Annotated in this window: 17 protein-coding genes and 2 pseudogenes; 6 read left to right on the top strand and 13 right to left on the bottom strand. The window is 56.3% G+C overall.

Translation table 11 applies throughout. The annotated features are described in order from the left end of the window. Positions 1–12 precede the first annotated feature (12 nt). Entirely contained in the window at positions 13–426 is a 414-nt protein-coding gene (locus tag V8J63_RS26670) for a hypothetical protein (protein WP_336464900.1), read from the top strand. 50 nt (positions 427–476) lie between these two features. Here the strand turns inward: V8J63_RS26670 and V8J63_RS26665 are convergent, their stop codons facing one another. Then, a complete protein-coding gene (locus tag V8J63_RS26665) occupies positions 477–2,105 on the bottom strand; it encodes an ATP-binding response regulator (RefSeq protein WP_336464899.1) in 1,629 nt (542 codons plus the stop codon). A 113-nt stretch (positions 2,106–2,218) separates the two neighbouring features. On the opposite strand from V8J63_RS26665, the gene V8J63_RS26660 reads away from it, so the two are divergent. After that, the gene (locus V8J63_RS26660; RefSeq protein ID WP_110603702.1) at positions 2,219–2,821 is read left to right on the top strand and encodes a LuxR C-terminal-related transcriptional regulator; all 603 of its coding nucleotides are present in this window, start codon (positions 2,219–2,221) and stop codon (positions 2,819–2,821) included. A gap of 7 nt (positions 2,822–2,828) precedes the next feature. Here V8J63_RS26660 and V8J63_RS26655 read toward each other — a convergent pair whose 3' ends face one another. Continuing rightward, positions 2,829–3,827: a bile acid:sodium symporter family protein gene (locus tag V8J63_RS26655; RefSeq protein WP_041480047.1), complete on the bottom strand. Its 999-nt coding sequence runs from the start codon at positions 3,825–3,827 to the stop codon at positions 2,829–2,831. A gap of 82 nt (positions 3,828–3,909) precedes the next feature. On the opposite strand from V8J63_RS26655, the gene V8J63_RS26650 reads away from it, so the two are divergent. Both V8J63_RS26650 and V8J63_RS26645 read left to right on the top strand, forming a co-directional pair. Beyond that, the gene (locus V8J63_RS26650; RefSeq protein WP_336464898.1) at positions 3,910–4,698 is read left to right on the top strand and encodes an AraC family transcriptional regulator; all 789 of its coding nucleotides are present in this window, start codon (positions 3,910–3,912) and stop codon (positions 4,696–4,698) included. Between the two features lie 259 nt (positions 4,699–4,957). Beyond that, positions 4,958–5,932 (top strand): TerC family protein, encoded by a 975-nt coding sequence (locus V8J63_RS26645; RefSeq protein WP_071172721.1) that lies wholly within the window; start codon positions 4,958–4,960, stop codon positions 5,930–5,932. 121 nt (positions 5,933–6,053) lie between these two features. Here the strand turns inward: V8J63_RS26645 and V8J63_RS26640 are convergent, their stop codons facing one another. Both V8J63_RS26640 and V8J63_RS26635 read right to left on the bottom strand, forming a co-directional pair. After that, positions 6,054–7,154: a polyamine ABC transporter substrate-binding protein gene (locus V8J63_RS26640; RefSeq protein WP_016775035.1), complete on the bottom strand. Its 1,101-nt coding sequence runs from the start codon at positions 7,152–7,154 to the stop codon at positions 6,054–6,056. Positions 7,155–7,403: 249 nt separating this feature from the next. Then, positions 7,404–8,810 carry a purine-cytosine permease family protein gene (locus V8J63_RS26635; RefSeq protein WP_016775036.1) on the bottom strand — a complete coding sequence of 469 codons (1,407 nt, stop codon included), beginning with the start codon at positions 8,808–8,810 and terminating at the stop codon, positions 7,404–7,406. A gap of 323 nt (positions 8,811–9,133) precedes the next feature. Between V8J63_RS26635 and V8J63_RS26630 the strand changes: the two genes are divergently transcribed. Continuing rightward, positions 9,134–9,619, top strand: a complete 486-nt coding sequence (locus tag V8J63_RS26630; RefSeq protein ID WP_016775037.1) for a flavin reductase family protein — start codon at positions 9,134–9,136, stop codon at positions 9,617–9,619. Between the two features lie 140 nt (positions 9,620–9,759). Here the strand turns inward: V8J63_RS26630 and V8J63_RS27920 are convergent. Continuing rightward, positions 9,760–10,359 (bottom strand): annotated as a pseudogene (locus V8J63_RS27920) (methyl-accepting chemotaxis protein); the annotation flags it as partial. A 306-nt stretch (positions 10,360–10,665) separates the two neighbouring features. Continuing rightward, a pseudogene (locus V8J63_RS27915) lies at positions 10,666–11,550 on the bottom strand (cache domain-containing protein); the annotation flags it as partial. Between the two features lie 359 nt (positions 11,551–11,909). On the opposite strand from V8J63_RS27915, the gene V8J63_RS26620 reads away from it, so the two are divergent. After that, entirely contained in the window at positions 11,910–12,953 is a 1,044-nt protein-coding gene (locus V8J63_RS26620; RefSeq protein ID WP_110603706.1) for an LLM class flavin-dependent oxidoreductase, read from the top strand. 61 nt (positions 12,954–13,014) lie between these two features. Here V8J63_RS26620 and V8J63_RS26615 read toward each other — a convergent pair whose 3' ends face one another. From V8J63_RS26615 to V8J63_RS26585, 7 genes are all read right to left on the bottom strand, one after another. Then, a complete protein-coding gene (locus V8J63_RS26615) occupies positions 13,015–13,377 on the bottom strand; it encodes a hypothetical protein (RefSeq protein ID WP_336464896.1) in 363 nt (120 codons plus the stop codon). Between the two features lie 5 nt (positions 13,378–13,382). Next, positions 13,383–13,925 (bottom strand): hypothetical protein, encoded by a 543-nt coding sequence (locus V8J63_RS26610; RefSeq protein ID WP_125918489.1) that lies wholly within the window; start codon positions 13,923–13,925, stop codon positions 13,383–13,385. 146 nt (positions 13,926–14,071) lie between these two features. Beyond that, positions 14,072–14,527, bottom strand: coding sequence for an Imm42 family immunity protein (locus V8J63_RS26605; protein ID WP_125918453.1), 456 nt, complete (start codon positions 14,525–14,527; stop codon positions 14,072–14,074). 157 nt (positions 14,528–14,684) lie between these two features. Further along, complete coding sequence (locus tag V8J63_RS26600) at positions 14,685–15,011, bottom strand: hypothetical protein (RefSeq protein WP_241664248.1); 327 nt, start codon at positions 15,009–15,011, stop codon at positions 14,685–14,687. A 90-nt stretch (positions 15,012–15,101) separates the two neighbouring features. Next, the gene (locus V8J63_RS26595) at positions 15,102–15,269 is read right to left on the bottom strand and encodes a hypothetical protein (RefSeq protein WP_336464895.1); all 168 of its coding nucleotides are present in this window, start codon (positions 15,267–15,269) and stop codon (positions 15,102–15,104) included. Between the two features lie 876 nt (positions 15,270–16,145). Next, a complete protein-coding gene (locus V8J63_RS26590) occupies positions 16,146–16,772 on the bottom strand; it encodes a hypothetical protein (protein WP_016775043.1) in 627 nt (208 codons plus the stop codon). A 9-nt stretch (positions 16,773–16,781) separates the two neighbouring features. Then, positions 16,782–18,653, bottom strand: a 1,872-nt coding sequence (locus V8J63_RS26585; RefSeq protein ID WP_185776702.1) for a DUF637 domain-containing protein, incomplete at its 5' end; no start/stop codon positions are given.

Raw genomic sequence — 18,653 nt, 5'->3', positions numbered from 1 at the left:
GTGGAGAAAACCATGAAATACAAGTTGTTGTCAGGCGTGCTTCTTGCGGTAGCGGCCAGCGTTGTGGTGCCGAATGTCTTGGCGGCGGAACCGCAGGCGTTGGCTTCGGATGGGGGTGATCGTGTTGGTGCTGGGGCGGTGGCTGCCGATGGCGCCGATCGTGTCGGCGCAGGTGCTGTGGCTGCCGATGGTGCTGATCGTGTCGGCGCTGGCGCGGTGGCTGCCGATGGCGCTGATCGCGTCGGCGCTGGCGCAGTGGCTGCCGATGGCGCTGATCGTGTCGGTGCCGGAGCATTGGCAGCGGATGGCGCCGACCGCACCGGCGTCAACCGAGTGGCCTACTCCCGGGTCGGAGTCGGTTCTGATCGCGTGGCATCGGCGCTGATGACCGGCAGCTATTCCGACCAGTTCAACAGCCCACAATAATCGCCGCGAAATAACGGGCGAGCTCCTGAGCCGCCCGTTTACATCGGCCTTTACAGCATCTGTTCAACCGCTTCGCCTTGTCCATCACGCAGGGTGCGCAGCGTCGCGCGTAACTCGGCCGGGCGCACCGGTTTCGACAGAATCGCAATCTGGCGGTCATGCAAGGCAGCCTGAATCTTCTCGACGTCGTGCCCGGTGATGATCATCGCCGGCACGGCCCAGCCGCGCTGCCTGCGCACTTCATCAATGCATTCAATGCCAGTGGCGTGAGTGCCCAGGTCAAAGTCGGCGACGATGATGTCGCAGTCGGTGACCAGATCTTCAGCCGACCCCTCGCCCTGCACCACGCAGCCCCAGCGTTCAAGCAACGCCGAAGTCGCCAGCAGCACGTTGCGATCATCCTCCACCAAGCAGACCTTCAGCCCCGTCAACAAACCCACCTGCCGCGCTTCACTGCGAACCACCGGTGACTGCGGCGCCGCCACGATCGGCAACCCCGCAAGCGTCACAGCTGTGCCGCGCCCCAACTGTGAACGCAGAGCAACGTGCACATCGATCAGTTCACCAAGACGCTTGATGATCGACAGGCCCAGCCCCACGCCTTCGACGTCTTTGTCGCGCACTTGCCGCACGCGATAAAACTCCTCGAAAACCTTGTGCAAATGCTCTTCGGCAATGCCGTTGCCGCGGTCGTAGATGACTATGGCCAGCCCTGCCCCACGTTTACGCACGCCGATCAGCACGGGTCGTTGCGCGCCGTATTTGAAGCAGTTGGAGAGCACGTTCTGCACCATGGTCGCCAGCAGTGCCGGATCGGTTCTGACCCAGTAGTTGCACGGTCGCAGCCGCAGCTCGACGCCCGCCCAACGTGCCGCTTCCTGATGTTGGCAGACGATGTCCGCAAGCCATTCACCGAGATTGAGCGTTTGCATTTTCGCTTCAATCCGGCCGTTATCGAGGGTGTAGAGGTCGAGAATCGAGCGGAACAATTGCGAGACGTTGAGCAGTGAGCGGTCGATGTTGTCGACCAACCGCCGCTCTTCATCACCCAGGCGCGACTCCCGCAGGCACGCGGTAAACAGTCCGATGGAGTGAATCGGCTGACGCAAGTCGTGACTGGCCTGCGCGAGGAAGCGCGACTTTTCCAGATTCGCCGCCACCGCTTCTTCGGACGCCTTGCGCGTACGCTCCAACAGCAAGTGCGCATAAAACGGAATCACCGTGCTGGTGATCAGCAGCATCAACACCATGAACGGCTGCGCCTGCCAATACGGCGTCAAGCGATAGACCACCAGCAGCGCCACCAGCGCCAGCCCGGTGGCAATCGCCAGATAGCGCGAGCCGTAGCGCATGCCGTTGCCGAGGTTGACCCAGACCATCACCGCATACAGCGGCAGCGCGGCCTCGCCGCCAATCACCAAACCAAAACAGGTACCGGTGTAATCGTGGACCATGGCAAAAATCCGCCGCGCCGGGTAATGCCCCGGCCAACGCGCAATGGCTTGGCGGAACGCGATCGAAGCCAGCAGAAACAAGACAATGTAAGTGATGACCGGCAGGTAGGTCTCGAAGCGATGGCCCGGCAGAAAACCCAGCACGACCATGTAAACCACCGCAATGGCAGCGATGATAATGCGCAGGTTGGCTTGGTCGAGTTCGGTGTTTTTCTCGAACTTCATGGGAAACGTCCTTGTGCAGCGATTGCAGTTTCGGAAGCAGCCTACAGGCAACCTTCGCGTCCGATGCTAAGGTGCAGGCCTTGAATCACGCCTGACCCAGGGAGGGTCGCATCATGACGTGCCGGATCATCATAGCCGACGATCACCCGCTCTTTCGCGAGGCAATGCTGCGCACCGTGCAGCGCTTGCTGCCTGAGATGTTGCTTGAAGAAGCCGGCGACTTCGAGACCGTGCTCAAGCTGCTGGTGCCGGACAACGAGCCGGACACGCTGATGCTCGATCTGCGTTTTCCCGGGCTGACCTGCATCACTCAGCTCGCCGACTTGCGCCGACAGTTGCCGCGCACCACGTTGATCGTGGTGTCGATGGTTGACGATCAGGCGCTGATCAGTGAAGTCATGGCGGCGGGCATTGACGGTTTTATCGGCAAAAACATTGCGCCGGATGAAATCGGCCAGGCGATTCTGGCGATCCGTGAAGGTGAGGTGCTGGTGAAGTCGGCGCCGTCCGGCTTGTTGCCGCTGGAAACCGCAACGACGCTGACGCCGCGTCAGCAGGACGTGCTGCGGTTGATTGCGCAAGGCAAGACCAACAAGGAAATCGCCCGTGAATTGGATATTTCGCCGTTCACGGTGAGGATCCATGTGTCTTCATTGCTGCGCACGCTGGATGTGCCGACGCGGGCGGCAGCGGCGGTCAAGTATTCGGGGCTGTGAAGCGCTTTTACGGATCAACCTGCGCCATCAGATCCGGCACCGACTCCGGTCGTTTCGCATAGCGCTGGGCCAATACCGCGCAGACCATCAGCTGAATCTGGTGGAACAACATCAGCGGCAGAATCAGCACGCCGATGGTGCTGCCGGCGAACAACACCTGCGCCATCGGCACGCCGGTCGCCAGGCTCTTTTTCGAGCCGCAGAACAGAATGGTGATGCGGTCTTCCTGATTGAAGCCGAAAGCTTTGCTCAACAGAATTGATGCCACCAGAACCAACGTCAGCAGGATGCAGCAGACCACCACCAGGCCAAGCAACTCGAACAACGGAATCTGCTGCCAGATGCCTTCGTTGACCGCCTCGCTGAATGCGCCGTAGACCACCAGCAGAATCGAGCCCTGATCAACGAATTTCAGCCAGTTCTTGTTGCGCCCTACCCACGCGCCGATCCAGCGGCGGGCGATCTGCCCGGCAATGAATGGCAGGAGCAATTGCACACTGATCTTGACGATCGCATCGAGGGTGGAGCCGCCGTCGCCGTGGACGTTGAGCAGCAACGTCACCAGCAGCGGTGTAAGGAAAATCCCGAACAGACTGGACGCCGCCGCACTGCAGATCGCCGCCGGAATATTGCCTCGCGCCAGCGAAGTGAACGCGATGGCCGACTGCACGGTCGCCGGTAATGCGCAGAGGTAGAGCATGCCCATGTACAGCTGATCACCGATCAGCGGTGACAACAGCGGTTTCAGCGCTAGGCCGAGGATCGGGAACAGTACGAAGGTCAGGCCGAACACCAGCAGATGCAGACGCCAGTGGCCAGCGCCGGCGATGATCGATTCGCGCGACAGCTTGGCGCCGTGCAGGAAAAACAGCAGGGCGATGGCGATGTTGGTCAGCCAGCCGAAGCCGACCGCGACCTGGCCGCTGGCCGGCAGGAAGCTCGCCAGCAGCACAACGCCGATCAAGGTCAGCGTGAAGTTATCGGGCAGAAAACGTGGGCGCGTCATGAGATTCATCCGGGGGTTGCCAGTGCGTGCCGACGACTCTAACGTGACTGGTAATTACCGACTAACGCCGAAGAGCCGCAAGATGCCGCCTAAAGGACATGCCAAAAGCGTTCGCCGCAGTGTTCCCGGGCTGCCCAGCCTGCCGCGCCCCGTGTATGGACGCACCGAATCGCTGCCCAATCGCGCCCTCACCCGTCGCCACAGTCATCCGTGGGTGCAGTTGTCCTACGCGATTCAGGGCGTGCTCGAAGTGCAGACCAGCGCCGGCCGATTCGTCGCGCCGCCGGAGCGTGCGGTGTGGATTCCGGCCGGCGTGCCGCACCGGGTGTTCAGCGCACCGCATACGGAAATGCGCAGCTTGTACATCGACAGCAGCGTCACCGGTTGGGCGGCTGAACATTGCCATGTGCTCGGCGTCAGCGATCTGCTCAGGGAGTTGATCCGCGCCTTCAGTCAGGTGCCAGTGGAATACGAGGAAAGCGGCCCCGACGGACGCTTGGCCCAGGTGATCCTTGATCAATTGGCCGACGCGCCGACCATCGACCTGATGCTGCCGCTGCCGCAAGACCCGCGCTTGAAGCAGATCTATCAGAGCCTGGAGCAACACCCGGAACAGCAGACCACGCTGAGCCACTGGGGCGAAAAATTCGGCGTCACCGAAAAGACTCTGACGCGCCTGTTTTTGCGCGACACCGGCCTGACCTTCCGCGCCTGGCGCCAGCGCTTGCGCTTGCTCGGCGCCCTGACCCCGCTGGAAAAAGGTGAGCGTGTGACCGACGTTGCGCTGGCTTGTGGATACGACTCGACCTCGGCGTTTATCACCGCGTTTCGTCAGCAGTTTGGTGAGACGCCGGGGGAGTTTTTCCGCTGACACTTCGTTTTTGCCGAACTGTCAGTCAGAAATAAACGATTTTTCTTTGCTCCAGATCCGTCGCTAGCATGGCCCCGTCTGACTTTGATCGAGAAGAGAAGATGATCCCTGTGGGAGCGAGCCTGCTCGCGAACGCGGTGGGTCAGCAACCTCAACTTCACTGTTCCATCGCATTCGCGAGCAGGCTCGCTCCCACAGGGGATGCGCGTGCCGTTGAATCAGCGATAACACTGCAAGTAACAAGACAGGGGAGCGTGCCATGCCTGCCACGAACATCAACATCGGCGAACCCTGGATGTGGGGCGCCTTCATCGTCTTCGTTCTGGCCATGCTGGCCCTGGACTTGTTTGTCTTCGGCGGGCGCAAGGCGCACCGGGTGTCGGTGCGGGAAGCGTCGGCCTGGGTGATTGCCTGGTGCCTGTTGGCGCTGAGCTTCGCCGGATTGCTCTGGTGGTATCTGCACGGTGAATTCGGCGGTGAAATCGCCCGACAGAAAACCCTGGAATTTCTCACCGGCTATCTGATCGAGCAGTCGCTGTCGATCGACAACATGTTCGTCTTCGTGATGATCTTCAGCTACTTCGCCGTGCCACCGGAATTGCAGCGACGAGTGCTGCTGTACGGCGTGCTCGGCGCGATCGTCATGCGCGCGATCATGATTTTTGCCGGGGTGTGGCTGGTGTCGCAGTTCGAATGGCTGCTGTATGCCTTCGGTGTATTCCTAATCATCACCGGGATCAAGATGCTGGTGTTCGCTGATCATCAACCGGATCTGGAAAAGAATCCGTTACTGCGTTGGGTGCGCGGGCATATGCGCATCACCAGTGGCTTTCACGGCGAGAAGTTTTTCATCCTGCAGAACGGCGTGCGCTGGGCAACGCCGATGTTCCTGGTGCTGGTGCTGATCGAGGCCAGCGACTTGATGTTCGCCGTCGACAGCATTCCGGCGATCTTCGCCGTGACCACCGACCCGTTCATTGTTTTCACTTCGAACATCTTCGCGATCATGGGTCTGCGCGCGCTGTACTTCCTGCTGGCGGACATGGCTGATCGCTTTCACCTGCTCAAATACGGGCTGGCGATCGTGCTGGTGTTCATCGGCGGCAAGATGGTGCTGATGCCGTGGTTCCACATGCCGGTGGAATGGTCGCTGGCGATCGTCGGGACGGTGATTCTGGGGTCGGTGCTGTTGAGCCTGGTGACGACCCGCGAGGCTGAACGCAGCCCTGAATGACCCTACTCATAACCCTATGGGAGCGAGCTTGCTCGCGAAGGCGCCGGATCAGTCACATTTACATCGACTGACACACCGCTTTCGCGAGCAGGCTCGCTCCCACATTTGAAGTGCGGTGCTCTTATTTATCGGACTTGATACTGGTCCACACCCGCGTGCGCACCCGCTCCATTTTCTGCGGCAACGGCTGCACCACATACAGGGTTTTCAGCGCTTCGCTGGTCGGGGTCAGGTTGGGGTTGTCGGTGATGTCCTTGTTGACCAGCGGCATCGAGTCCTTGTTGGCATTCGGGTAACCGAGGAAATCGCTGATCGGGGCGATCACTTTCGGGTCGAGCAAGTGGTTGAGGAATTCGTGGGCCTCGGCGACGTTCTTAGCGCTCTTAGGAATAGCGAAGGTGTCGAACCAGATCGGCGCGCCCTCCTTCGGCAGACGCCAGTCGACCACCACGCCGTTGCCCGCCTCTTTGGCGCGATTGCCGAACTGGTAGAAGCTGCCGGAATAACCGATCGCCACACAGATGTCGCCGTTGGCGATGTCGGTCATGTACTTGGCCGAGTTGAAGTACGTCACGTACGGCCGAATCTTCATCATCAAGGCCTTGGCCTTTTCATAATCCGCCGGATTCTGGCTGTTCGGATCGAGTCCGAGATAATGCAGGGCCAGCGGCAGAATTTCCGACGGCGAATCGAGCATCGCCACGCCGCAGGCCTTGAGCTTTTCCATGTTCTCGGGCTTGAACACCAGATCCCAACTGTCCACCGGCGCGTTGTCGCCCAGGGCAGCCTTGACCTTGGCCGGGTTGAAGCCGATCAGCACGGTGCCGTACATGTACGGCACGCCGTACTGGTTGCCGGGGTCGTTGGCGTCGAGCAACTTGAGCAACGCCGGATCCTGGTGCTGCCAGTTCGGCAATTTCGACTTGTCGAGTTTCTGGAACACGCCGGCCTTGATCTGGGTTTCGATGAACTGGTTGGACGGCACCACCAGGTCGTAACCGGAGTTGCCGGTGAGCAGTTTGGCTTCCAGGGATTCGTTGGTGTCAAAGGTGTCCCACGTCACTTTGATCTTGCTTTGCTCGGCGAAGTCCTTGGGCACTGACGGCAGAATGTAATCCGCCCAGTTGTACACCCGCAGTTCGCGCTGCTCGGCCTGGACGGCGCTGGCCAGCAGCGTCAGGCCACACACGGTGGCGCCCAGAATGCGTTTGATCGTGACCATGGTTGTTTCCCCGAATGCGACGTGAGATCGATGGTTTTTATGTTCTGTACACGGCAGTGGCTGTAACGATAGCCAAGGGCAAAAAAGGTCGAGCCTGTTGTTATGGTTTCGATTCTTGCTGACAGCGTAGCGCGATGACAGTAGGCGGCAGGCCAAAAGGGGATCGATATGGCCATTTTCCGTGACCGCTGAAATACGCAAACAAAAATGCCCGGCGCTGGGCCGGGCATTGCTGTGTTGCCGTTGGGATCAGTCGGTATAGCCGAGTCTGGCCGCCCTGCTCTGCTGCGCCTGACCGCGAGTTGCCAGGCAGTAATACAACGGCACGGTGACCACCAGGCCAACCAGCCACGACAGGTCGGCACCTTCGACGAGATTGGCGTACGGCCCCACGTACAGCGAGGTGTTGGCAAACGGCAACTGCACGATGATGCCGATGAAGTAGGCAATGATCGCATGCAGGTTGAAGCGCCCGTAGATCCCGCCGTCGGCGCGGAAGATCGAGGCGATGTCGTAGTTGCCGCGCTTGATCAGGTAGAAGTCGATCAGGTTGATCGACGCCCATGGCACCAGCACCAGCAACAGCGCGAGAATCAGTCCAATGAACTCGGAAATGAAATCCGCCGAAGCGCCGAGGGCGACCACGCAGCACCCGGCCAGGATCACGCTCGACAGCACCACGCGCACCTTGATACTCGGCGTCCACTGGCTGGCAAAGGTCTGAATCGAGGTGATGATCGACAACACCGCGCCATACAAGTTGAGCGCGTTGTGGCTGATGATGTTGAGCAGAAACAGCACCATCAGAATCGGCCCCAGCCAGCCGGTGGACTGCTTGACCGCTGCCATTGCTTCAGTGCCTTCCGGCGTCGCCAGTACCGCCACCGCGCCAAAACTGAACGACAGAATCGTGCCCAGCGTCGCGCCCAGATACGTCGCCCAGAAGGGTTTGGCGATACCGATGTCTGCTGGCAGATAACGCGAATAGTCGGAGACGTATGGCGAGAAGCTGATCTGCCAGATGATCCCCAGCGACACCGTCGCCAGCCAGCCGGACAGGTTGAAACTGCCGCGCGTCAGGAAGTCCGCCGGCAAGTCATGGGCGAAGATGTAGATGAAGCCTGCGAGCAATGCGCCGCCCATCACCCAAGTGCCGATGCGGTTGAGCGTATGGATGAAGTTGTAGCCGATCACACCGATCGCGGTGGCGGCCAGCGCGCCGATCAGAATGCTCAGCGGCGCTGGCACAGACGGCGCAATGCCGACGATGGATTTGCCGGCCAGCACGATGTTGGAAATGAAGAAACCGATGTAGATGAGCGCCGCGAAAAACACGATCAGCAGCGCGCCGTAGCGGCCGAACTGACCGCGACTCTGGACCATTTGCGGAATGCCCATGCGCGGGCCTTGGGCCGAGGCCAGCGCAATCACCACGCCGCCGATCATGTGCCCCAGCGCAATCGCCAGCAGCCCCCAGAACAGATTGAGGTGGAACACCTGAACAACCATGGCGCCGGTAACGATGGGCAGTGGCGCGATGTTGGTGCTGAACCAAAGAGTGAACAGATCGCGGGCCTTCCCGTGGCGTTCCGCGAGTGGGACGTAATCGACCGTATGATTCTCGATCAACGGATCTTGCCGGGACATCTGGGACATATGCATGAACTCGAGTTTGTCTGTTTTTATCTTTGTATGAAGCCAAACCGGGAGGACTCTTGGGTCGCCCCTCAGATGCAGACCATATTATGGTATTCCAAACTTTGCACAAGCCTGATCCGCTGATTCTGTCGCTGTCTGATCCGCTATCCTCGCTGATCCCACCCCTGACCGGCTAGCTGAAAGCCCCATAAACACTGAGTTTCCGACGAAAGTGGCACGTTTATCGGTTCACCAGAAAAGCTCTTGCAAGATATGTATTACGGTATACCATCAGACCTACAAACCATAAAAACCGCGTCACACCACCCGAGGACCACCCAATGATCGATGCTGCCATTTACAAACAAGTCATGGGCTCGTTCCCGTCCGGCGTCACCGTCATCACCACGCTGGACGACGACGGTCAGATCGTCGGCCTGACCGCCAGCGCGTTCAGCTCGCTGTCGATGGACCCGGCGCTGGTGCTGTTCTGCCCCAACTACAGCTCCGACTCCTATCCCGTGCTGATCAAGAACAAACGCTTTGCGATTCACCTGTTGTCCAGCGTGCAGCAAAGCGAGGCCTATGCCTTCGCGCGCAAAGGCAAGGACAAGGCGCAGGGCATCGAGTGGACGTTGAGCGAACTGGGCAACCCGATCCTCGCCAATGCGACGGCGGTGATCGAGTGCGAGTTGTGGCGTGAATACGAAGGTGGCGACCACGCGATCATGGTCGGCGCGGTGAAGAACCTGATCGTCCCCGAGCAGGTCGCCGGACCGCTGGTGTATTGCCACGGCAAGATGGGTGCGTTACCGGTTGTGGCGTGATTTCACCAGATCTCGGATATCCCATGTGGGAGCGAGCCTGCTCGCGAATGCGATGGGTCAGTTGCTACATTTTTGACTGACCCGACGCCTTCGCGAGCAAGCGCGCTCCCACAGGTTTTGGTGTTGCCTGGGCGACCGTCTCAGGTCCTAAACCGGCTCACCAACTGATTCAATGTCTGCGACAACGCCGTCAGGTTCTGCGCATCCTGCCGAGTTGAATCCGCCAGGCTCGCCACCAACTGCGCATCACCATGAATCTGGCTGATGTGCCGATTGATGTCTTCCGCCACTTGATGCTGTTCCTCCGCCGCCGTGGCGATCTGCGTGTTCATGTCGCGGATCACGTCAACCGATTCACGGATCAATTCAAAACTCGCCCGCGCCTCGTTGATCGACACCACGGTTTCCTGCGAGACCTCGAGGCTGGCGTGCATCTGCTTGCCCATCTGGTGGGTGCGCCGCGCCAGATTGCCAAGCAGTGCGTCAATCTCACCGGTGGAGTCGGAAGTGCGTTTGGCCAGCGCGCGAACTTCATCGGCGACCACGGCAAAGCCCCTGCCCTGTTCACCGGCGCGCGCGGCCTCAATGGCGGCGTTGAGCGCGAGCAGATTGGTCTGCTCGGCAATCGAACGAATGGTGCCGAGGATGGACTGGATGTCGTTGCTGTCCTGCTCCAGTTGCTGCATCGACTCGGCACTGTGGCCGATCTCCTGGCTCAAGCGCCCGACGTTGCTCACCGCCGCATCGATCTGCTGCTGCCCGGTGTGTGCCTGACGCTGACCGTTGTCTGCCGAGTCGGCCGCCTGACTGCACGAGCGCGCAACCTCGTTGGAAGTGGCGACCATTTCGTGAAACGCCGTAGAAACCATGTCCACCGCCTCACGCTGACGCGAAGCCACGTCGGCCATTTCCGCCGAGACCTCGGTGGCGCTGCCGGAGCTGCTGTGAATCTGCCCCGCTGCTTGGCCGATGCGCTGAATCAACGTACGAATCGCTTCAAGAAACTGGTTGAACCAGCCCGCCAGTTGCGCGGTTTCATCCTGCCCACGGACTTCCAGTCGCGCAGTCAGATCGCCCTCGCCTTGTGCAATGCCTTCGAGTCCGCTGGCGACACCACGAATCGGCTTGACCATCAACCCGGCGAACCACGCGCCGGCCATTGCAAACAACAATGCGCAAACCACAGCGATAGCGCCGATCAGCCAGGTCAAACGAGTCGCCCCGGCCATCACTTCGCTCGCCTTGACCAAGCCGACAAACCGCCAGCCCAACGCCTGCGAAGGCCAGACCAGCGCCATGTAATCCTCGCCAGCCAATTGCACCTCGACCAGGCCTTTGCCCGCCTCGGCCAGTTGCTGATAACCGTCGCCGAGATCGCTGAGTTTCTTGAAGTTGTGCGCCGGATCGCTCGGGTCCACCAGCACGGTGTTGTTGGCTTCCATCAGCATCAGATAACCGCTATCGCCGAGGCGGATCTGCTTGACCAGGTCGGTCAATTGCTTGAGCGACACATCGATGTTGACCACGCCGGCATTGCTGCCCAACTGGTTGTTGAAGCTGCGCACGGTGCTCACCAGCACCACGTCATCCGCCGCCCAGTAATAGGCCTCGGTGCGCAGGGTTTTGCCGGGATTGGCCATCGCGGTTTTGTACCAGGGCCGGGTACGCGGATCGTAGTTGGCCAGTTGCGCATCGCCCGGCCAGAACAGGTAACCGCCCTGCTCGGTGCCAACAGATAGATAGGTGTAAGCCGGGTGCGCCTTGGCCAGACCGTCGAACAGCTTGAACAGCTGTTGATCCTGCGGCCCCAGCGGCACTTGCGCGGCGTCGCTGCTCAGGTAGCGTTTGAGGCTGGTGTCGATGCTCTGCAGTTGCGGATGCTCGGCCAGGTAAGCAACGTTCTGGCTGATGCCCTCGAAAAACAGCTGCATTGCGTTTTCCACCTGACGCACTTCGCGCCCGGTGCTGTCGGTAAAGGTGTCGCGCGCGCCCTCGCGGACATTGAGGATGATCAGCGCTGCCACCAGCAACACCGGCAGGCTGGCGATTACCGCAAACGCCAGGGTCAGTTTTTGTTTTATGTTCATTGCTTGCGCCTTCCTTGTTCGAAGTGTCGGTCAGAAATATTTTGCGGATATTCCGTATTATGGTATACCAATATTCAATCAACCGAACAGCCGTCCTCGAAGGCGTGCTTGAATGGTGAGAAGACTCGCGAGCGCGCAGCGTTCACGCCAGTTCGACAGGCCCGCACACGACCGGCCAATTACAAAAGACTCGAGGTAGCGTCATGAAATTTTCCCTGTTCGTACACATGGAACGCTGGGACGAAAGCGTCAGCCACCGCCAACTGTTCGAAGACCTGACCGAACTGACCCTGATGGCCGAGGCCGGCGGTTTCAGCACTGTGTGGATCGGCGAACACCACGCCATGGAATACACCATCTCCCCAAGCCCGATGCCGCTGCTGGCCTACCTCGCAGCAAAAACCACGACCATCCACCTCGGCGCCGGCACCATCATCGCGCCGTTCTGGCACCCGCTACGCGTCGCCGGCGAATGCGCCCTGCTCGACGTGATCAGCAACGGCCGCATGGAAGTCGGTCTGGCGCGCGGCGCCTATCAAGTTGAATTCGACCGCATGGCCGGCGGCATGCCCGCCTCGAGCGGTGGCCAGGCCCTGCGCGAAATGGTCCCGGTGGTCCGCGCCCTGTGGCAAGGCGACTACGCCCACGACGGTGACATCTGGAAATTCCCCACCTCCACCAGCGTGCCGAAGCCGATCCAGAAGCCCAACCCACCCATGTGGATCGCCGCCCGCGACCCCGACTCGCACAACTTCGCCGTGGCCAACGGCTGCAACGTCATGGTCACGCCATTGATGAAAGGCGACGAAGAAGTCCTTGACCTGAAGAACAAATTCCAGACCGCACTGGACAACAACCCAGACGTACCGCGCCCACAATTGATGGTGCTGCGCCACACCCACGTGCACACCGCTGATAACCCGGACGGCTGGAAGGTCGGCGCGAAAGCCATCTCACGTTTCTATCGCACGTTCGATGCGTGGTTTGGCAACAAGCAAACACCAGTCAATGGCTTCCTCGCGCCGAGCCCGGAAGAGAAGTTTGCCGGACGTCCGGAGTTTGAGCTGGAGAGCCTGCACAAGACCGCGATGATCGGCACGCCGGAAGAGATCATTCCGCGGATCAAGTACTACCAGGAACTGGGCGTGGATGAGTTCAGTTTCTGGTGTGACAACAGCTTGCCGCATGAAGAGAAGAAGAAATCGCTGGAGTTGTTTATCAGGGATGTGGTGCCGGCGTTTCGGTAACCCCCTACTGGCTCGGCCCGGTAAATGAAAACGCCCCGGCAGAGTTCGGGGCGTTTTAGTTTTACGCCGGCTCGTCGTCCCAAAAATTGCCAGCGGGTGCGTATTGGCCATCTCGGAAAACGGCGCACCAACCAAAACTTCGGTAGAACATTTCAAGATCAATGATCTGGTACAAGCCTTCGCTAATTTTACCCAAGGTAATCAGACCATTGGCATAGTGGGTGTATTGACCACCCGCCCCGGCGACCGCACGTCGTTCCAGTTCCTCACGACTCCAGCCCGATACGATCCCGGATGATTCAGGGACTGTATCCGAGAAGGAAATTTCGAATTGCGTTGAAACCTTGCAAATACACGGAATCCGTTGCTGTCTGAGCAAGTCATCGGAGATCAGGTTGTCAGGGAAATGAATATTTAATTTCAAATGGCTCAGGTTCCGATGAGGCTACGCTGACCCGGCCGGGTGACATCGTAAACATGCTGCTCGCAAGCCTGCCCAACAAACTGAAACTCCACCAGGTAGACCTTGCTTCGCTCCGGGGTAAAAGTACTGTTCAGCGGCCCGCAGCTATAAGTATTGCCAGTGCCCATGCCGTTGGAACGCCCCGACACCTCGAAAGGTTCGTCGGCATTGGCTTGCGTTTCCAACTGAGGGAAGTGCTTGAACGTGGCGCTATTGGCCGCTTCGCTGACTTTGGCGATCCAGCCGAATACCTTGCCCCGCCCGGAATCCACCACAGTACCCAGCACTTCCATTCGCCGATCGGGATCTGAAGCCTGGCGAACCGAGAACTCGACAGGGTATGTGTAACCTGTCGCTTTCATGATGATTTTGGCGTGTTGTGCATCTGGTGTTACCGTTTTTTGCTGAAGTTGGACACCCTCCTTTAAAAGACTGGGGGAAGAGTCTCTGACGTTGGAATGGCAGCCTGCAATCAGGAAAACAAAAGGCAGCAAAAGTCCGGGTTTAATCAATTTTTATTACCCTTTCAAAGAGTAGCGGCCAGATTTGTCGGGCTCAACAAACCTGCCCCGCTACAACCACCATTAAATAAAGTCAAAAGACAGTAATGGACTTGAACATCAGGACATTCTGCCCATCCATGCCGCTGCGAACTCTAAAATTCATCAATACCTTCAATTACGCCATTCACTGCCCCCCGAGGCAGCAACGCCTCATGGACAAGGTTGCCAAAGTCTTTACTCCAGACCAGCCTGTCCGCATGCTCCGTTTTTTGAAAATAAATAAACAGACCGGCGTCCCCCAAGAAGGTGCACGTCATATCTTGCACGCCTTCTAAAATGGCGGACTCCCCTTTGAAGAAATAACGATGCGCGGAAGCAAATAATTCTTTTGCAGAAATCGCTGAATCGCCCTCCTCTATATTTTCAAATTCCATTTTTGCGTAGAAGTTCACGGCAGTTTTAAGTTCGACGACATCCACGACATCAAGGAGCCTTTCCCCACCAACAAACAACGAAAACAAGCCGTTTACCCAGAAACAACTTGAATCAGTCCAATCCCTCACTACATCAAACTGAATTGAGAATATAAACGGATCGCCGTAAATCATTTCAATGTTACTCCTAGCGCCTTTTGTACCGCCGCCGGTGACAAAAGGGGACGGTCCCCTTTTTTTCGCTTTTTTTACGTTCGACACGAATTGAAAGGTGATTCAAAGGTGGCCTGCGCCAATTTACCCTCCAATATATTAAATATCAGCATTTAGTTTATAAAAAACGGACTTTCCAAAAATCTTTACCTGCATCCACCCAATACTTTTCTCGTGACGGAATCAAGTAGCTGAAATCGCTAGATTCAGCAATCCAACCCGGATGCACATACTCCTCATGAAATCGACCGTCATCCACATGCATGAAAATCTTTCGATCAAAATTCACGTAAAACAGAGGAAGCCGCGAGCGTATGACATTTGCATTTTTGAACAATTCCGAATCCAGACCTTCGCCTGTGAGATAGTAGTTTTCAATTCTTTCGAAAACATCCGACTCAGCCCCAATAAAGCCTTGCAATTCGGAAGACAACAAAATCTTCACACTCGGCCCTTGAAGATACGAAGGAAAGTTCTAAGCTGTCATCTTCAAGATTCCATTCCTGAATTTCAGGCAGGATCGTTCGTATTGCTCTTACGTCATAGTTCCGTTACTCAATGACGCTCTAAGACTCTTGTCAACGTCAAGCGTAAAATTACGTTTTTCATCAACAACCCAGTAGCACTGAGCTGACTGAACAAAAAAACCGATACTTTTTTTGCCGTCCCACAGGTCATCAAAAACTTCTTGATCAATGGTCATTTCTTAAACTCTAAAAATTCTTCTTGGGAAAAAGGGGGACAGCCCACCTTTTACTAAATGGTAGATTTTTTCGGCCGTCCCGGGCTCCCTCGCTGCACACGACGACCGATCATTGCCTCGACTTCAACAGCAAACTTTGGGCCGCCAAAAACATTACTTCCATTGGTCGCGGCACTAATCTGGTCAACCACTTCTGACTCTAAGTCTTAAAGACACTCATGAAAAATCATCAATCATTTTATCTAACGTAAGTCATCGAGACAAGTAACCAGGGAGCGAGCTAACCAATGCTCGATCAGCCTCGTGTTCCGCCCCTTTACGCCCCTTCAACATAATCTTTGATTTTTGAAAGTTTGCTGGAAGCCCAATATACAGACATGAGAATAGACAACGGCAGGCACAACTATTTAAACACCATTTCAAAATCCGGTTCAAAAAACAAATACATAACAGCCATCAACAAGAAAACCATAACTAAAGTAATCGTCATGAATACAGTCCAAACGAACCCTGCCAGACTTAAGTACATAATCAGCTAAAGCACAATATTTTTTATTTCGCACCACAGTCACACCAAACAAGGAAGTTCACCTGAGGCCATCCGCAGCGATGACTTTCAAAGATACTTTTACAAAACCTGCTCCAACTGAAAACACAAGATCCCCGCCACTATATACTGCAGGGCCATACCCTCCGGGAATGTAGGAAAATGCGTCCTTCACCGGGTTGTAATTAGACGGGCTACCGCCCCAAAAAAATGATTATAAATGTCAGACCCGCCTTCAATAGTGAGAAATGGGGACAGACCAAGTTTTTAGAGTGTTTTCTAAACGTGACCTACCCCCACCTATTCTTTTTCACAGAAAATTTGATTTTTTATTTTTTCACAAAATTTTCCAGAATTTTATTTTTCTCAGACAATAAGGCTCTGACAAAATCAGCGTCAAATTCCATTATCAAACCAATGGCATCCTTGATTTTCCACCGATGAAGTTCCGGATGTTCAACCATTGCGATCAAATGCTGCTTCAGCAGCGGTAGGTACTCTGAATACTTTTCACGATGCACGAAAGAATATATTTCCGATATTTCAAAAGGCCTCTCGTTGGCCAGAGCGATTATTTTTGAAAGCACATCATATACCTGACGCCTCGCTAATTCCTTTCCACTGACCTCAGCGGCATTTGCGAAATACATCGTCACTGCCATCAATATATGCCGATATGTATCATCGTACCCATGGAGTCTATGGGTATAAATACCCTCAATAATCTCTGGGCGACGCATATATTCTTCCAGCACTATCAAGCCGTTATGGACGCCCCAGCTGGTGAGAAGTTTAGAAGCCTGAAAACGCTCCATTTCATTCCCACTGTTGAGCAGTTGCCTCACTGCGGCCATTCTTTCTTCTGAAATGTCTTCTCGGTCAAGGTCACCCGCCTCCACAGCGTAATCGGCGTGTTCCGGAATACCATTGAGCAGTTCGTATGTTTTGGGATCCATCGCCTTCACCTATTTTTTCACCGGTTTAATGTAGTCAGCCGGAACACAACCTTTGATCAAACATTCCCCATCCCTCGCAGCGCTTGCCAAATCTGTCTCTGCTCTGTCTAATGAGGTTTGATTTTTTGGCGTGGGATTGTTCGTAAATTTATCACGCGCCGCATCGACTTTCGTCTGCAACTCCGTTGTCACTTCCTGATTTGTCAAAAATTTAGTGTTTGGCAATACACCGGAATCAATGTCCTGTTGCAATCTTTTTACGTCAATCTCAATTTTGTTCGTACCGTAATCTTTTGGGTTTGACGTTGTGCTCGGGTCGGTAACAGAAATATACGGCGAGTTTTCAGCGTTACCACCGCGTACATGTGATTGAACGCTACCGGTCCCGTCTATATTTGGCGGAACTAAATCGCCATTTTCGTTAAGATGCGCTTTCGGTTTTCCGTTTCCATTCACGGTGGCACTGAAATCGTCATCGCTGCGCACAACAATATCACCCGCGCCCTTTACGCCTCCAGACCCACCAAGATTACCGTCGACATCTGGTGAATGAGAAGCGCTGTTTTTGGTCGTTCCTTTGCTACCGCCCGGTTTACCACCGCCCGCGACATCTGCGGCTACGCCTGCGGCATCTGCCCAAAACGCGGCGCTTTCACCATCACGCTGAACTACAATCTCTCTGATGATCGTGTTTTGCGCAGTTTGGTTATTCTCCGTAATGATCCAGCCTACGTTTGCAGCTGCACATATATCCCCACTGAGCCTCAGCTGCTCTGCCAGTTCGCGAATTTTTGGCTGATCGGCTAGGAGCTGATCCGAAAGCTGCTTGCAGGCACTCAAGTTTTTCTGACAGAGGCTACCCAACTCCGCATTTCGCTGCTCATCCAGATTGGCATAACGCTCTCGCACTTCTGCTTTGCACGTCTCGGATGCGCATTTTGCCTGCTCATCCAGCATTTCCACGATTTCGTGGTGCATAAGGTAGTTGTAGTTAGTAGCGTCCTTCGCAATAGTCGCGCCCTCTTGAAGGTTACCGTCGCTTACGGCTGCCGCAGCGATACCCACTAGTTGGGAGGACATCGACAACAGGTTGCTGTCGTTCTTGACCAGCGTCGCCAACTGTGTAACCAGAGCCTCATTTGCACCCGCCGCCAATGCACCCGTTTTGAAATCGCCACCCGCAGCTTCAGTCAGCAACCCTCCAACAACCGCGTGCAATGCGATTTTTTCGAGACTGCCGTCTTTCCAGCCCTGTTTAGCAGCAAAATCGCCTACAGCATTGAATGCCGCGGCGTTCAGAGTACTCAACAGAGCGCCCGTCAACGCATTACCGAAATCCGCGTGCTGACCGAAAGTCGCGCCCAAAACAGTGGAAGTCATGTTCTGCAGCAGCTGGTTACCGGCGAAACGGCCAATGCCTTCCAGACTGCTCAAGTCAGTCATGACTTGGCCGGTTATCGGATTTGTTGTGGTCTTGAGAATGCTGTCGAAGTAGCCCGCCGTCAGGCCAGCAGTTACTCCTGAAATAACATAGCCAGCCAGCGCATCAGAAGACGTTACATCTTTGAATACAGCGCCAAGGTTGCCACCGTTATTGATAAAACTGGTGGCGGCATTTGTCGCTGCTCCGGTAGCTACAGCAGCATAAGATGCCGCCCAGAACGTGCCCATCCCACTCATCGCCGTCAAAGCTGCCGGTCCAACAACCGCAGCCATCACGATCGCAATGATCATTTGGGACGCCGGGCCAAGCCCCGAGTTGCTGTATTTAAACGACTCGTGAATCTCCTTCACGCGCCGCCAATCAACATCTCCCCGAGCCTCCGCATCCTTCAACCACGCCAGTTGCGGATCAGCCTTGACCATCGCATCAATGGTCTG

The sequence above is a fragment of the Pseudomonas sp. CCNWLW23 genome (assembly GCF_037095675.1).
GTDB lineage: Bacteria > Pseudomonadota > Gammaproteobacteria > Pseudomonadales > Pseudomonadaceae > Aquipseudomonas > Aquipseudomonas atacamensis.
Note: the sequence above shows the minus strand (reverse complement) of the source record. Positions and strands in the feature narration are given on the sequence as shown.